This window comes from Arthrobacter sulfonylureivorans, from assembly GCF_047607445.1.
GTDB lineage: Bacteria > Actinomycetota > Actinomycetes > Actinomycetales > Micrococcaceae > Crystallibacter > Crystallibacter sulfonylureivorans_A.
In genome coordinates, this window is record NZ_JBLKRT010000003.1 from 93,654 (window position 1) to 108,386 (window position 14,733).

General features: G+C 65.1%; 16 protein-coding genes. 10 read left to right on the forward strand and 6 right to left on the reverse strand.

Annotated features, from left to right (window positions below; translation table 11 throughout):
- Positions 1-46: 46 nt before the first annotated feature.
- From ACMX2H_RS02450 to ACMX2H_RS02460, 3 genes are read left to right on the forward strand one after another with little or no spacing between them, the layout of a single operon-like run.
- Positions 47-565: an Hsp20/alpha crystallin family protein gene (locus ACMX2H_RS02450; protein WP_414958806.1), complete on the forward strand. Its 519-nt coding sequence runs from the start codon at positions 47-49 to the stop codon at positions 563-565.
- 22 nt (positions 566-587) lie between these two features.
- Complete coding sequence (locus tag ACMX2H_RS02455; protein ID WP_414958807.1) at positions 588-1,229, forward strand: NADPH-dependent F420 reductase; 642 nt, start codon at positions 588-590, stop codon at positions 1,227-1,229.
- A 41-nt stretch (positions 1,230-1,270) separates the two neighbouring features.
- On the forward strand, positions 1,271-1,783 hold the full coding sequence (locus ACMX2H_RS02460) for a hypothetical protein (protein ID WP_414958808.1): 513 nt from the start codon (positions 1,271-1,273) through the stop codon (positions 1,781-1,783).
- 7 nt (positions 1,784-1,790) lie between these two features.
- Here ACMX2H_RS02460 and ACMX2H_RS02465 read toward each other — a convergent pair whose 3' ends face one another.
- Positions 1,791-2,042 carry a hypothetical protein gene (locus tag ACMX2H_RS02465; protein WP_414958809.1) on the reverse strand — a complete coding sequence of 84 codons (252 nt, stop codon included), beginning with the start codon at positions 2,040-2,042 and terminating at the stop codon, positions 1,791-1,793.
- 178 nt (positions 2,043-2,220) lie between these two features.
- On the reverse strand, positions 2,221-3,117 hold the full coding sequence (locus tag ACMX2H_RS02470) for a ribonuclease Z (RefSeq protein ID WP_414958810.1): 897 nt from the start codon (positions 3,115-3,117) through the stop codon (positions 2,221-2,223).
- Positions 3,118-3,230: 113 nt separating this feature from the next.
- Here ACMX2H_RS02470 and ACMX2H_RS02475 point away from each other — a divergent pair, with 113 nt between their 5' ends.
- Positions 3,231-3,833 (forward strand): DnaJ family domain-containing protein, encoded by a 603-nt coding sequence (locus tag ACMX2H_RS02475; RefSeq protein ID WP_414958811.1) that lies wholly within the window; start codon positions 3,231-3,233, stop codon positions 3,831-3,833.
- 10 nt (positions 3,834-3,843) lie between these two features.
- On the opposite strand, the gene ACMX2H_RS02480 is transcribed toward ACMX2H_RS02475, so the two are convergent.
- Positions 3,844-4,467, reverse strand: a complete 624-nt coding sequence (locus ACMX2H_RS02480) for a uridine kinase family protein (RefSeq protein WP_414958812.1) — start codon at positions 4,465-4,467, stop codon at positions 3,844-3,846.
- A gap of 146 nt (positions 4,468-4,613) precedes the next feature.
- Here ACMX2H_RS02480 and ACMX2H_RS02485 point away from each other — a divergent pair, with 146 nt between their 5' ends.
- On the forward strand, positions 4,614-5,408 hold the full coding sequence (locus ACMX2H_RS02485) for a lipoate--protein ligase family protein (protein ID WP_414958813.1): 795 nt from the start codon (positions 4,614-4,616) through the stop codon (positions 5,406-5,408).
- 40 nt (positions 5,409-5,448) lie between these two features.
- Positions 5,449-6,558 carry a GTP 3',8-cyclase MoaA gene (moaA, locus tag ACMX2H_RS02490; RefSeq protein WP_414958814.1) on the forward strand — a complete coding sequence of 370 codons (1,110 nt, stop codon included), beginning with the start codon at positions 5,449-5,451 and terminating at the stop codon, positions 6,556-6,558.
- Between the two features lie 202 nt (positions 6,559-6,760).
- Here moaA and ACMX2H_RS02495 read toward each other — a convergent pair whose 3' ends face one another.
- The 3 genes from ACMX2H_RS02495 to ACMX2H_RS02505 all read right to left on the reverse strand — a co-directional run bounded on the left by ACMX2H_RS02495 (position 6,761) and on the right by ACMX2H_RS02505 (position 8,896).
- Positions 6,761-7,390 carry an MBL fold metallo-hydrolase gene (locus ACMX2H_RS02495; RefSeq protein ID WP_414958815.1) on the reverse strand — a complete coding sequence of 210 codons (630 nt, stop codon included), beginning with the start codon at positions 7,388-7,390 and terminating at the stop codon, positions 6,761-6,763.
- The gene (locus ACMX2H_RS02500) at positions 7,387-8,475 is read right to left on the reverse strand and encodes an S-(hydroxymethyl)mycothiol dehydrogenase (RefSeq protein WP_414958816.1); all 1,089 of its coding nucleotides are present in this window, start codon (positions 8,473-8,475) and stop codon (positions 7,387-7,389) included. Before ACMX2H_RS02500 ends, ACMX2H_RS02495 begins: the two co-directional genes overlap by 4 nt.
- A gap of 163 nt (positions 8,476-8,638) precedes the next feature.
- A complete protein-coding gene (locus ACMX2H_RS02505) occupies positions 8,639-8,896 on the reverse strand; it encodes a glutaredoxin domain-containing protein (RefSeq protein WP_127512700.1) in 258 nt (85 codons plus the stop codon).
- Positions 8,897-9,066: 170 nt separating this feature from the next.
- Between ACMX2H_RS02505 and ACMX2H_RS02510 the strand changes: the two genes are divergently transcribed.
- From ACMX2H_RS02510 to ACMX2H_RS02525, 4 genes are all read left to right on the forward strand, one after another.
- Complete coding sequence (locus ACMX2H_RS02510) at positions 9,067-9,774, forward strand: SOS response-associated peptidase (RefSeq protein WP_414958817.1); 708 nt, start codon at positions 9,067-9,069, stop codon at positions 9,772-9,774.
- Positions 9,775-10,025: 251 nt separating this feature from the next.
- Positions 10,026-10,457, forward strand: a complete 432-nt coding sequence (locus tag ACMX2H_RS02515; RefSeq protein WP_414958818.1) for an SRPBCC family protein — start codon at positions 10,026-10,028, stop codon at positions 10,455-10,457.
- A 274-nt stretch (positions 10,458-10,731) separates the two neighbouring features.
- Positions 10,732-11,046, forward strand: coding sequence for a DUF6504 family protein (locus ACMX2H_RS02520; RefSeq protein ID WP_136785395.1), 315 nt, complete (start codon positions 10,732-10,734; stop codon positions 11,044-11,046).
- A 98-nt stretch (positions 11,047-11,144) separates the two neighbouring features.
- Positions 11,145-14,702 carry a DNA polymerase III subunit alpha gene (locus tag ACMX2H_RS02525; RefSeq protein WP_414958819.1) on the forward strand — a complete coding sequence of 1,186 codons (3,558 nt, stop codon included), beginning with the start codon at positions 11,145-11,147 and terminating at the stop codon, positions 14,700-14,702.
- Positions 14,703-14,733: the final 31 nt, after the last annotated feature.

Consider the following 14,733-nt stretch of genomic DNA (forward strand, 5'->3'; position numbering starts at 1 on the left):
CCATGCTTATCTGAGGGGGCAAGACAAAACGATAGCGGTTACGGCCGTGAGTTTTTCAGCTTTTCACGGCCGCACCATGGACCGAGATCTGAGCGCAGGCGCTCTGTCTGCGCCTGGTGCCGGAGGAGTGAAGAGAATGAGTGATTTGCTGAGGTGGTCGCCGTTTGAGCGCCGTTCGCCCTTTGAACTGATGGAGCCGTTCCGCCGATTCTTTGAAGGCGACGCGGAGAAATCCATGATTCGCGTCGAGGAAGAAGTCAAGGACGATACTTTGACGGTTCGCGCCGAGCTGCCGGGTGTTGATCCGGCGAAGGACGTCCAAGTCACTCTTTCCGAAGGACAGCTCCAGATTCGCGCGGAACGGCAGGAACGGACGGAGCAGAAGGACAAAGGAAACTACCGATCCGAATTCCGCTACGGCTCCTTCTTCCGCAGCGTGCCGCTGCCACCGGGGGTCAAGGGGGAGGACATCACCGCGACCTACAAGGACGGCGTACTTGAAATCCGGGCACCTATTCCGCGGACCGGCGAGGAGCCCCCGCACCAGCGGATCCCGATTAACTAATCGAACCCCGAAGTGAAGCATCATGGCGGAAATTGACATCATTGGCAGCGGCCAAATGGCCCGCGGTATTGCCACTCGACTGCTCCACGGCCGAAACAACGTGCGAATCATTGGCCGGAACGACAACCAGATGCGCGACCTGATCGAGTCGCTGGGAGCGGGCGTTACCGGCGCCTATATGGGGAGCCCGTTGACCAGCAACGTGGTGATCCTGGCGGTTCCCCACGGCGCGGCCAGGGAAGTGATTCTGGAATACAGCGACGGCCTGGACGGGAAGGTGGTTGTCGACATCAGCAACCCGGTTGACTACGCCACCATGGACCGGCTCACTACGGCACCGGGGTCTTCGGCGGCCGAGGAAACCGCGGCTATGCTGGCCGGTCGTGCGGAGGTGGTGAAGGCGTTCAACACCACCTTTGCCAAGACCCTGTTGGCTGGCAACGTGGCCGGCCAACCCCTTGACGTCTTCATTGCGGGTGATTCCGAAGAGGCGAAGGAGAAAGTCAGTGCTCTCGTCGCTGGCTCGGGCATGCGGCCGATTGACACCGGACCGCTGCGGTGGGCCCGGGAATTGGAGGCGTTCATGCTCCTGGTCATGGCGCTGCAGACGAATCCTGAGCATCAGCACTTCAATTGGGATACGGCGCTGAAGATCCTTCCCTAGGCAGGCGGACGGGTCCGGCTGCCGCGAGGATAATGGCGGGCATGACGGACCGTGCGGCCGCCGATGTGCCGAGGCAACACGAGGAGCGGCAGGAGTTGCGCCAGGAGGCGCTGAGTACTGCGCTCTACGTCGCTATCTGCCTGTTGGCGGCGCTGATCGCGTTGCCGAATGCGGCCGCGGACCGTCTCCCTCTGCTCGGAGTGGTCTGGGGCGTGACCATCGGGCTTGCGCTGGCGCACTGGTTTGCCTTCCGCGTCTCCGCCAGGCTGTTCGGGGCCGGGAAGATTCGTCAGCACGATCTTGAGTTCGGCGCAGTCCAGTTGGCAGGCGCCGCCGCAGTCGCAGTGCTGGGCTCGATCCCGGCACTGCTGCTGCCGCAGTTTTTGGCGGCGCGCGGCGTGGCGCTGACACTCGCTGCGCTCATCGCTGCCGTCGGGTTTTTCGTGGCCCGGGGCGGCGGGGCCACCCGGTTCCGTTCAACCTGCTACGCCGGCATCATCCTGGTCATCGCCCTTGGGGTCGCCGAACTCAAGAACCTCCTCGCCGGCCACTGAGCGCGGACTACTGGTCCGGGTCCTCCGGATCGAATTCGTCCAGCGGTGCTCCCGGGCGCTCGTCCGGCACTCCACCATCGAGCGGGTCGGACAGGGCCTCGTCCACCGGCCGCTCGGAGTCCGAATCCACTCCGGCGTTGACCAGATCCGGCGGCACCGCATCGACGCCTTCATCGGGAATCACCGGGTCTTCGCCTTGAACGGTCAACGACGGATCCGGAAGGTTCTGCTCGTCCTCCGGACGGTTCTGCTCGCTCATCTATGCCTCCACAATCGCTAAGCATGTCGGGTTAGTGTGCCAACATAGCCCGACCACGTGTCAGGGGAAATAGGCGGGTGGCCTGGAGGCGGTCCCGACGGGTGAAGTGAACGGACGGCGGGAACGGCCCTGGCGCTGAGGTGCAGGTGGCGACAACAGCAGCTCCGCGGGCACATGTTTAGGTTGCGGCAGACTCCCGGCGCTTCGGAAAGGGGATCACGTCCAAATCCTGCGCCATGACGACGGCGGTGTTCCCGGCACGGGCGACGGCCTGCTCCGCCAGCGGGGACACATCGGCATAGCGCGAGGAGAAGTGCGTGAGCACCAGCAAGCCCACACCGCCGCCGGCCGCGAGCTCGCCTGCCTGTCCCGCCGTGAGGTGACGGAATCGCGACGCCAGCGCGCCGTCGTCGTCGCTGAAGGTGCACTCGGCCACCAACAGGTCAGCTCCATCCGCGAGTTCCTCGGCACCAGGACAGACAGCTGTGTCCATGACGAAGGCGAACCTCTGGCCCGGCCGCGGTACGCTCACATCTTCCAGCCGCACACCGTTCAGGGACCGCTGGTACTGCAGGCGTCCGACGTCGGGGCCTGCAATCCCGGCGGCAGCGAGCCGTTCGGGCACCAAGCTGCGGCCGTCGGGCTCCGTCAACCGGTAACCGTAGGCCTCGATCCGGTGGTCCAGCGGCTGTACGTCCAGTCCTTCGGCAACGGCGCCGGCCGCGCCGTGCGGGTGCAGGTAGAGGTCCAATCCCGGGGTAGCCAGCGATACCAGCGCCCGAACCACCTCCTCGCCCGAGGCCGGGTAGTGCAAATGGACCGGATGCTCAACCCCATCCAGAACCATCCGGGAAAGCACGCCCGGCAGGCCGTAGCAGTGGTCGCCGTGCACATGCGTGATGCAGATCCGGGTAATGCGGCTGGCCGAGACCCCGGCCAGGATCATTTGCCGCTGTGTTCCCTCGCCCGGATCGAACAAGAGCCCCTCGCTGTCCCAGCGCAACAGGTAGCCGTTGTGATTGCGGGTGCGGGTGGGGGCCTGTGAGGCGGTGCCGAGGACAACGAGGGTGCGCATGGCTCCGAGTCTGCCACCGCGCATTGCCGCGTGTGGACCGGGCTGGGAAAATATCAGCAATCGATCGGTGACCGAGCAACCGGGCAGAGGCTCTAAGGAGGCGGTGAGGAGAGATGGGCAGGGCTGCGGAGGACAACAGCCGGCGATGGGAACGGGCCGCCGAGTTGCGCGCCGCACGGGAACACCGCCCGGCCAGCCCGGAGGATGAAGAACAGACCGCTGCGGACGAGGAGAAGCAGCGGAAGATCCGCGAGATGGACACCTCCCGGCGCGCCGATTACCTGGTCCGGGAGGCCATGGCGCGGGGCGAGTTCGACGACCTGAAATATGCGGGAAAACCGATCCCGAACCTGGGCAACGGATACGACCCCGACTGGTGGCTCAAGGGGCTGATCGAGCGCGAACACCTCACCGGGCTGGGACCCGAAGCCTTGCTGTTGCGAACCGAGGACGCAGAGCTGGATGGCCGGCTGGACCAACAGGTCGCGGAACGGCAGGTGCGCGAGATCTTGGAGGATTTTAACGCCCGCGTGGTCAACGCGCGGCGCCAATTGCAGGGCGGCCCGCCGGTCATCACCAAGACCCGCGACCTGGAATATGAAGTAGAACGCTGGCGCGAACGCCGGGCTGTCAGGGCCGAAGCGGAGGCAGAAGAGACGCCGGAGCCCGAGCCGAAGCGCCCCTGGTGGCGCCGCATGTGGGACGTCACCGAGTAGTTCCGTTAGCTCACTTCCGCCCGCCGACCGACAGCGGCTGCAAGGCGGCCAATTCCTTCTTTACCTGCCGCTTGGCGACGGCACGGAAGCCTGCTTCCAGGTAGCGTTCCCGTACGCCCCGTTCGGAGCGGAAGAGGGCCCAGCCGCGCTTGAGCAGGAACGGCAGCGGTTTGCGGTGCTCGCGCAGGTCGCGGGCCAGCCGGCGCACCGCCGTCGTGATGGGAGGGACCTTGATAAAGATGGCGTCCACCTCTACACCGAGGCCGCGCAACGGGGCCAGGACGGAATCGGCGAAAATGCCCTCCGCGATCACCGGGCCAGCGGCAAGACCCACCGTGCGGTATCCGCTGTAGCTGGAAGTGGCGATGGAGTAGTTGGGGATCTCGGTGCGCCCGGTCTGCAGCAACTGCACCATGGCGCGGGCCGCGGCGTCGCTGTTCCAGGTACCGGGATGGTCCCAGTCGATCTCCCCGTAAGGTGTTTGCGGCAGCGGCGACGCCGCGGTGTGCTCGCCGATCTCCCGGTAGAACCCGTCGAGCTCTACGTGTGGGCTGCCGAACCGGGCCGCCAGATAGGACTTGCCGGAACCAGAGGCGCCGCCGAGCAAAATGAGCGGGGTTTGGGGAGAAGGCACATGGCTATTATTCCGTGTCCGCCGCCCCGGACCGCTCCACGCGCGCCGGACGCGCGCAGGAGGGCGCGGGCGGCCGGCCGGGCCGTAAGATGGCAAGGGTATTCCGCCCCGCCCGGCACGCGGATGAGCACGTTGAGGAAGCAGGCATGACGTTGGAGCAGGCAGCGCAGGCCGCTGGCGGACTGGAATGGGTCCACCAGCCGGAATCGTTTGGTGCGGAAGCGGACCTGCAGTACGGGCTGGAACTGCTGGCCGCCGCAAAGCAGGGACGGCTTGGCCCCACGCTTCGCGTCTACCGTCCGGCGCCGACGGTGGCGTTTGGTCAGCGTGACGCACACCTGCCCGGTTTTCAGGAGGCAGCACGGCGCTGCCGCGAACTCGGTTTCGAGCCGCTGGTTCGCAAAGCAGGCGGCCGTGCCGCGGCGTACCACGAGGGCTGCCTGGTGCTGGACCATGTGGAACCGCTGGCGGACGCCATTGCCGGCGCGAAGCGGCGCTTCAGCCAGTTCGGCGAGCTCATCGCCGGTGGCTTGCGCGACGCGGGGGTGCTTGCCGCCGTCGGTGAAATCCCGGGGGAGTACTGCCCCGGCGAGTTCAGCATTCACGGCGCTTACACGCTCGATCCGCTGCGACGGGTCAAGCTGGTGGGGACCGCCCAACGGGTAGTTGCCGGTGCATGGCTGTTTTCCTCGGTGGTGGTGGTGCAGGATTCGGCTCCGCTGCGGGAAGTGCTCACGGCCAGTTACGACGCGCTCGGACTGGACTGGGACCCGGCGACCGCCGGCTCGGCCGAGGACCTGGTACCCGGGCTGACCGTCGCCACGGTGGAACAGTCGCTGCGTGATGCTTACTCCGGCCACGCCGAGGTGCGGGACGGGGCGTTCGGCGAGCTGGTCGAACGGGTACCGGCGCCCGTTGTAGTCCGGGTGCAGCCCGCCTAGTCTGGAAGGACTTCAAGTCCCGGCACGGTGGAGGCGCACCATGGACGGGCCAGCGCAGCACGGTCCGAACATACTGAACGACGCATTGGGCCGGCCGCTGCGGGATCTGCGGATCTCCGTGACCGACCGGTGCAACTTCCGCTGCGTCTACTGCATGCCTAAGGAAATCTTTGGCCGCGACTTCGTCTTCTTGCCGAAGGACCAGCTGCTCAGTTTTGAGGAGATCACCCGGGTAGCCCGGATAGCGGCCGCACTTGGCGTGGAAAAGATCCGGCTGACCGGCGGCGAACCATTGCTGCGGCGTGGCATCGAGCAGCTGGTGGCCGAGCTGGCCGAACTGCGCACGCCCGAAGGCCGCCCCCTGGACCTCGCGATGACCACGAATGGTTCGGTGCTGGCACGCAAGGCAGATGCACTGAAAGCCGCAGGGCTTTCCCGGGTGACGGTCTCGCTGGACTCCGTCGATGACGCCACCTTCCGCCAGATGAACGACGTCGATTACCCCGTGGCCACGGTGCTGGAGGCCATCGAGGCCGCGTCCGCCGCCGGGCTTGGCCCGGTCAAGGTGAACATGGTGGTCAAGCGCGGAATGAACGACGACGGCATCCTCGCCATGGCGCAGCACTTCCGCGGCACGGGGCATGTGGTGCGGTTCATCGAATACATGGACGTGGGTTCCACCAACGGCTGGGACCTGGACCAAGTGCTTCCTTCGGCGGATGTGGTGCGCCGGATCGACGCCGAGTTCCCGCTGGAACCGCTGGCCCCCCGCTACGCAGGCGAGACCGCAGCACGGTTCAGGTACCGCGACGGCGCCGGCGAGATCGGGACGATTTCCAGTGTCACGCAGGCATTCTGCCACGGCTGCACCCGGGCACGGCTGAGTACCGACGGGAAGCTGTTCACCTGCCTGTTCGGCGTCGGCGGCACGGACCTCAGGGCCCTGCTGCGCGGTGGCACCGACGACGCCGAACTGGCCGGCGTGCTTGCCGGTGTGTGGCGCCGCCGGTCGGACCGCTATTCGGAGCTGCGCAGCGCAGAGACACCGGGTGTTGGCGCCCCACACGGAGGCGCGTCGGTCCAGAGGGGTGTGCCGCCGGCTGCCGGCTGGCCGGGGCGGAAAGTTGAGATGCACTATATCGGCGGCTAGGGCTGGCTTATTCACATCGGCGCAATCGGCGGTGCCACCGGGGTGGATCCGGCCGCAGACTGAGGTTAGTTGCCGGTAGGGAAGTAGCGCTGCCGCCGCGGACGTCCCGGACGTGCTGACCCAGCCCGTATATGGGACACCGCCCGTGCTCAAGCCGAAGTCGGGTTGAACACGGGCGGTGCGTCAAGGTTTTGCGGTCTGATCAGTGACCGCGGGCAATCCACTCGTCCAGCTGCGGTGCTTCGGCGCCGATGCTGGTGGCATCGCCATGGCCGGTGTTCACCGTAGTGTCGGCCGGCAGCGTCAGCAGCCTGTCCTTGATCGACTCGATGATCGTCTCAAAGCTGGAGTAGCTGCGGCCGGTAGCGCCGGGGCCGCCGTTGAACAGCGTGTCGCCGCTGAACAGCACGCCAGCCGATTCCAGATGGAAGCAGACCGAGCCGGGGGAGTGGCCGGGGGTGTGGATGGCCTTCAGCTGTGTTCCCGCGACCTCGAACGTGTCGCCGTCCTTGATCGAGTGGTCCGGTGTGCTGTCCGGGAAGACCGCGTCCCAGAGCATCCGGTCGTCGTCGTGCAGGTAGACCGGGGCCTTCACCAGGTTACGGAATTCGCCGACGGCCCGGATGTGGTCATCGTGGCCGTGGGTCAGCAGGATGGCCTTCACGGTCCGGGAACCGACCGCGGCGGCGATGGCCTGCGGGTCGTGTGCCGGGTCGATGACGAACACCTCGGCGTCGTCCCCGACGATCCACACATTGTTGTCCACATCCCAGGTGCCGCCGTCCAGCGAGAAGGTGCCCGAGGTGACCAGGTTTTCGATGGTGGCGCTCATGCGACCTCCACCACCGAACGCAGGACCTTGCCCTCGTGCATCTTGTCGAACGCGGCTTCCACATCCTCCAGCTTGATCCGCTCGGTGACGAAGGCGTCCAGGTCCAGGTTGCCCTGCTTGTAGTGGCTGACCAGCATGGGGAAGTCCCGGGAAGGCAGGCAGTCGCCGTACCAGGAGGACTTTAGCGAGCCGCCGCGGCCGAACACGTCCAGCAGCGGCAGTTCGAGCTTCATCTCCGGGGTGGGAACGCCAACCAGCACGACGCGGCCGGCCAGGTCGCGGGCGTAGAAGGCCTGCTTGTAGGTTTCCGGGCGGCCCACGGCTTCAATCACGACGTCGGCGCCGTTGCCGCCGGTCAGCGCCTGGATGGCCTCCACCGGGTCCTGTTCCTTGGAGTTGATGCCGTGCGTGGCACCCAGCGACTTGGCCAGCTCCACCTTGTTGTCGTCGATGTCGACGGCGATGATCGTGGTGGCACCGGCCAGTTTGGCGCCGGCGATGGCGGCGATGCCCACTCCGCCGCAGCCAATCACGGCGACGGATTCGCCGCGCTTGACCTCACCGGTGTTGATGGCCGCGCCGATGCCCGCCATGACTCCGCAGCCGAGCAGGCCGACGGCGGCCGGATCGACGTCGTCGTCCACCTTGGTGCACTGGCCCGCGGCCACCAGGGTCTTCTCGGCGAAGGCGCCGATGCCCAGGGCGGGTGAGAGCTCGGTGCCGTCCTCCAGCGTCATCTTCTGGGTGGCGTTGTGGGTGTTGAAGCAGTACTGAGCCTGGCCGCGCTGGCAGGCCCGGCACTCGCCGCAGACCGCGCGCCAGTTCAGGATCACACGGTCGCCGGGCGCCAGGTTGGTGACATCGGGGCCGACGGCGCTGACCACGCCGGTGGCTTCGTGGCCGAGCAGGAACGGGAAGTCATCGTTGATGCCGCCCTGCTTGTAGTGCAGGTCCGTATGGCAAACGCCGCAGGTGAGGATGTTCACCAGTGCCTCGCCGGGGCCCGGGTCCGGCACCAGGATGGTTTCGATGGAGACCGGCGCATTCTTTTCCAGGGCCACTACTGCCCGTACCTTGTGAACCATGCGGGAGTGATTCCTTCCTAGCGAAGTCTGGCGAGGCCGTCGTCGGCCACCTTGCCCATCCTAGGAAGAAAACAGGGGCGCCACAATTTCCAAAACGATTGTTATGAAAACTGTGGCGCCCCTGTTGCCTGCACGGCGGATTCCGCCGGAGAACCTGCGGCTATTAGACGCCCAGGCGCTCCTTGACCAGCGAGAGCGGCGGATTCGTAGCACTGCTGCCATCCGGGAAGAGCAGGGTGGGAACCGTCTGGTTTCCGTCGTTGAGCTTCTCGACCAGCTCGGCAGTGCCCGGGACCTCTTCGATGTTGATCTCGGTGTAGCCGATGCCCTGCGCATCGAACTGGGTCTTCAGGCGACGGCAGTATCCGCACCACGTGGTGGAGAACATGGTGACGGTTCCGGCAGCAGGCGTGTAATCCAAGGTGGCTCCTTCTGTGTGAAAGCTTGTGTACATGTCAACGCTGCCCCGGCCGCGGCCATTCCCGGTGCTGGATGGCGGGGGCCGGCGCCCGGGGTTTGGAGCCGGGGCCCGATTGTTTGGTGCCGGGGTCCTTCCCCGTCCGGATCCACTGACTGGACCATAATGGAGGCATGTGTGGCAGATACGTGATGGCGCGGGGAACCGGCGACCTGGTGGCGTCGTTCGACGTCGATGAGTCCTATGTCGAAGAGATCCAGCCTTCGTACAACATCGCGCCGACCGACGAAGTTCCCCTCATCATCGACCGCAGAGCGGCCAGCGGTGACGGGGTGTCCAGAAAACTCATCATGGCCCGCTGGGGCCTGGTGCCTCCGTGGGCCAAGGATCCCCGGTCCGGCGCACGCCTGATCAATGCACGCATGGAGACCGTCACGGAAAAACCCTCGTTCCGTAAGGCAGCGGCAAGAAAGCGCGGATTGCTCGTTGCCGATGGGTACTTCGAGTGGCAAAAAACCACGGACGGCAAGATACCGACCTACCTGCACGGCGAACACGAAGAGATGTTGGCCTTCGCAGCTCTCTTTGAGAACTGGCCGGATCCTGCGTTGCCTGAGGATCATCCGGACAAGTGGCTGCGGACCTGTACCATCATCACCACCCAGGCTTCCGATTCACTGGGGCATATCCACGACCGGACGCCACTGATCGTCCCGGGTGACCTTTATTCGGACTGGCTGGATCCGGAAACAACATCAGAGGCCGATGTTCAGCAGCTGCTGGCCGCCATGCCCGAGCCGCACCTTGTTCCGCGGCGGGTCAGCTCCAAGGTCAACAATGTGCGCAATAACGGACCCGACCTTATCGACGAGGCAGCATGAGTGCGCTCTTGTCGGTTCGGAGGAGCGGCTTCCTGGCCGACCTCGCGCTGTTGGCCTGATCGCGCGATCCGACATCGGCGGGATCGTTGGCGGTGTTCCGATTCTCGTGCGCTGCCCCGGCTGTCAGCCGCCCTTTCTCAGCGTTGGCCCGCAGCAATTGCGCCGGACTTATTGTGCACCAGCCGCCTCTGCTGAAAGCTGGGGGAATAGCCGGAAGCACTGCTTCGGCGCTGTCTGCGGGGAGGAAACCCATGACGGGAAAATTTGTCGCCAGTTCGACGACGACCATCGCGGCGCCGCGCGATCGCGTCTGGTCGGTGATTACCGACCCCGAAGCCATCAAGGGTTTTATGTTCGGTACCGAGGTCCAGACCGACTGGAGTGTCGGCGGGCCCATCCGCTGGCGGGGTGAATGGGAAGGCAAGGCCTACGAAGACAAGGGCCAGGTGGTGGAATTCGAACCCGGCAGACGGCTGGTCGTCACCCACTTCAGCCCGCTGACCGGTTTGGAGGACGTGCCGGAGAACTACCACCGCCTCGTCTGGACGCTGGAAGAGGTTCCGGGCGGGACCGAGTTCACCTTGTCACAGGACAACAATGCAACTGCCGAAGCGGCCGAACATTCCAAGCTGATGTGGGACAAGCTGGTGGGCGATGTGAAGTACCTGGCCGAACAAGGCTAGGGAAGGGCCGGCAGCGTCCGTCCACGGCGCGGGAAGGGTCGGCGGTGTCTATCCAAGGGTAGGGAGGGGGGCCCCGGCTAGGGAAGGCCCCACTGCGTCCATCCACAGGGCTTCTTCCCGCTCTGATTTTGTCAGTGCCTGACCCTACGCTTGATCTTGGATTCGAACACATATTCGAATAGAATAAGAGGGTCAAGTTTTTCGGCAGGCGTGTTGGTGCAGGGGCGCGTGCTGCAAGCTCTGACCCGTTGTCCAGATGAAAGGTGACTGTGACATGGGTGTTTTCAGTGAAGCTGTCGAAGTTGTTTGTTCCCCTGCCGGACAGCCGCTGCGGCTGCGGTGGCAGGGCAGGAGCTACCGGATTGTCGCTGAGCCTGTGCGTTGGTATGAACGCCGCAAATGGTGGGCGGAAGAGTTGCGTGCAGAGCGGGGCAGGGGAGCCGGGTTGGTGGACCATGAAATCTGGCGTGTTCAGGCACGGCTGAACGGCAGATCCCAGATCCGCACCTTGGATCTTTCCCATCAGGTGGATGCTGACCGCTGGCGACTGATCCGTGTCCATGATGCGGTCCGGGAACTGAGCGCCTGAGCGCAAACACGCTGGGGCCTAACAGTATGTACTCGTCAGGTTTCGGCATTCTGCCGGATAACGATCCTGAGCCTTGAATGAGGCGTTTGGAATGACCAATGAGCTTTACCCATCTGCATGTCTCCACGGCGTTCAGCGCCCACTACGGTGTTTCCTGGCCTGATGAGCTGGCCAATGCAGCCGCTTCCTTCGGGGCGGATGCATTGGCCTGCACAGACCGTGACGGGCTCTACGGAACGGTCAAGCACCTCAAGGCCTGCCTGGCGGTGGGGATTGATCCGATAGTCGGCGTGGATCTGGCAGTCCAGGACGACGGCGGCCGGGACACCGGGCGCGTTGTGGTGCTGGCACATGGGGGGAACCAAGGCAGTGGCTACCATGCCCTCTGCCGCCTGATTTCGGCAGCGCATGACGGTACGGCGGGCAGCGGACGGGGGAGCAGGCACCGGACGCCCGGGGTGACGCTGGAACAACTCGCCCGGCATGCCGGTACCCCGGACGGCGGAACTGCCCTTACGGTGCTGCTGGGTCCGATGTCCGAGGTCGGTCAGGCACTGCGCCGTCGCAGCTACACCGAAGCCCGCAGATTGGCCGGACACTGGCGCACCGTACTGCCAGCAGGATCGCTGGCCATGGAGATCGTCTCCCATCTCAGTGCCCCCGGTGAGAACCTGAGCACCGCCCATGCCGTGCGGATGCTCAACCTTGCCGGCGAGCTGAAGATTCCAGCAGTTTTGACCAATGCCGTGCGCTACTGCGAAGAAGACGGAGCAGCCACCGCAGATGTGCTGGACTCGGCCAGGACGTTGACCGCCTTGTCCAAACTGCCCGACCTGCAGCCCAGTGCCCAGGGCTGGCTGAAATCACCTGCCCAGATGCAGTCGCTGGCCCGGGAGATCGTTCAGGCAGCCGGGGGCGGTAGTCGGGACGTGCACCGCCTGCTGTCCACGACCGAAGCCGTGGCGGACCGGTGCCGGATGGACCCTTATCAAGACATGGGCTTCAAACATCCCGTAGTCCCGGAAGCCTCGGTGATCGGAATCGACGGGGAGCCAATGGCCGAGCTGCTCCAGCGCTGTGAAACCGGCATCGCAGAGCGCTTTGGCGGAATGTCCGGACGGGCTGAACAGGAACTGCGGGATCGCCTGACACATGAGCTGGGCATCATCTCCCGGCTGGGCTTTGCCTCGTACTTCCTGACGGTGGCCGAAGTGTCGCGAATGATTACCGGCATGGGCGTGCGGGCTTCGGCCCGGGGCTCCGGCGCCTCCAGCCTGGTGAACTACCTGCTCTATGTCAGTCACGTAAACCCGCTGGACCACGGGCTGATCTTCGAACGCTTCCTCTCCCAGGACCGCTCAACCCTGCCGGACATAGACATTGATGTGGAAAGCGCAGAACGGCACAACGTCTACCAGAAGATCTTCGACCGATTCGGCAGCGAGCGGGTCACGCTGATGAGTATGCAAAACGGCTACCGCGCCCGCGGAGCAGTCCGTGACGCCGGCCTTGCACTTGGCCTGCCGGAAGATGAAATCTCCGGCATCGCCAAGCAGCTCTGGCGGTTCTCCGCGCGCAAATTCCGTGAAGCGATGGCAGAGAAGCCTGAACTGCGCGAGTTCTCGGCCCAGGTTGAACAGAATCAGCAACTGGATCTGCTGGTGGACCTGACCGAACGGCTGGACCGGCTGCCCCGGCATATCTCCATGCACCCTTGCGGGGTGATCCTGGGAGACACCTCGCTGCTGGACCGTACCCCAACGCAGCCCAGCGGACTGGGACTGCCGATGAGTCAGTTCGACAAACACGACATGGATCCGATGGGCATGCTCAAACTGGATGTGCTGGGTGTGCGGATGCAGAGCTCGATGGCTTACGCGCTCGCCGAAATCGCCCGCATCCACCCCACCAAGGAAGCGGTGACAGCAGCCGGAAAACATCCGGTGGACGAGGACGGGGAAGGGCCCGGCTACATTGCCGCGAACGGGACAATCAGCCTCGAACAGGTCCCGCTGGACGACGAACCGACCTACGAACTGATCCGCAGCACCCACACTCTGGGATGCTTCCAGATCGAATCCCCGGGCCAACGCGAACTGGTGGGCAAGATGGCGCCGCGGGACTTTAACGACCTGATCATCGACATTTCGCTGTTCCGGCCCGGACCCATGCAATCTGACATGGTCCGGCCGTTCCTGGAGCAGCGCCACGGATGGGCTCCGGAGCGCTTCCCTCATCCGGACCTGATCCCGGTTTTGAAGGAAACCCATGGCGTGACTGTTTTCCACGAACAAGTCCTGCGAACCTTTGATGTCTTTACCGGATGCGGGCTGGCCAAGGCGGACGAATTCCGCCGACTGCTGGGCAACGAGGAAGCGGAACCGGCGGTGGAGGATTATTTCCGCAAAGCTTCGCTGGACCGGGGGTACCCGCCGGACGTAGTGGATACGGTCTGGACCACCTTGAAGTCCTTCGGCAGCTTCGGCTTCTGCAAAGCCCACGGTGCCGCCTTCGCCGTCCCCACCTACCAGACCGCGTGGTTGAAAGCACACCATCCGGAGGCCTTCTTGGCCGGGCTCTGGGAGCACGACCCGGGGATGTATCCGCGGCGCCTGTTGGTGGCCGAGGCACGACGGCTCGGCATCCCGATTCTGCCGTTGGACATCAACCGCAGCACTGACCGCTACCGGGTGGAACGTGTTTCGTCCGCCGCCGGAGAGAAGCTGGGCATCCGGCTCAGCCTTGCCGGCATCTACGGGCTCTCAGCTGCAGAGCTCGGGCGTATTGTCGCCGGACAGCCGTACGAATCACTGGCCGACCTGCGGACCCGTGGCAAGGTCAGCAAACCCGCGCTGAAACGCCTGGCCCAGCTGGGAGCCTTCGACGAACTGAACCGGGCCACCGGCCAACCCGGCGGACGAGCTGCCAGCCGGACGGACCTGGTTTATCACCTGGATCAGCCAGCCGCACGCCCGGTGCCCAAGCGCTACCAGCCCACCGAAGGCCAGCTGTCCTTGCCGCTGGGTGATCTGGAGCTGCGCAACCTGGTCCCGGTCTTCCCGGAGCCGACGGCGGTGGACATGGTGCGCACCGAACTCGATTTGCTCTCGATCGACGCCAGCTCCCATTTGATGGAGAGCTACGCTCCGCTGCTGGCAAAACTAGGAGTCACACCGGCCAAGGACCTGCTGGGCTTGCGCAACGGAAGCGAAGTGATGGTGGCCGGCATCCGGGTCGCCACCCAGACCCCGCCTATGCGCGGCGGCCGCCGAGTGGTTTTCATCAGTGTGGACGACGGCACCGGCTGTGTAGACGCCACGTTTTTCCAGGAGGCACAGGAACGCTCCGGCCCACTGCTGTTCGGGACCGAGCTGCTGCTCATCCGCGGGCTCACCCGCCGGACCGGCCCCAAGGGACTCGGGTTGCAGGCACTTGAGGCCTGGGACCTATCTGATACTGCCCGTCTGCCGCTTCCGGGAAACACGGTCCGTCCCGAACCGTCGCGCGTTCGGACCCCTGCCGCATCGCTGGCAGCACATCCCGCCGGACCACTGGGTACCGCCGAGCTCGCCCGCCGCATGGCCGAGGAAGGCCTGGACAACCGCGGCCCGGCAGAACCCTGGCTGGCCGGAAGCCGTCCATCCCGGGCCGGGTGAAGGCGGCCGGACGGAGTCTGGCGGGGCAGGT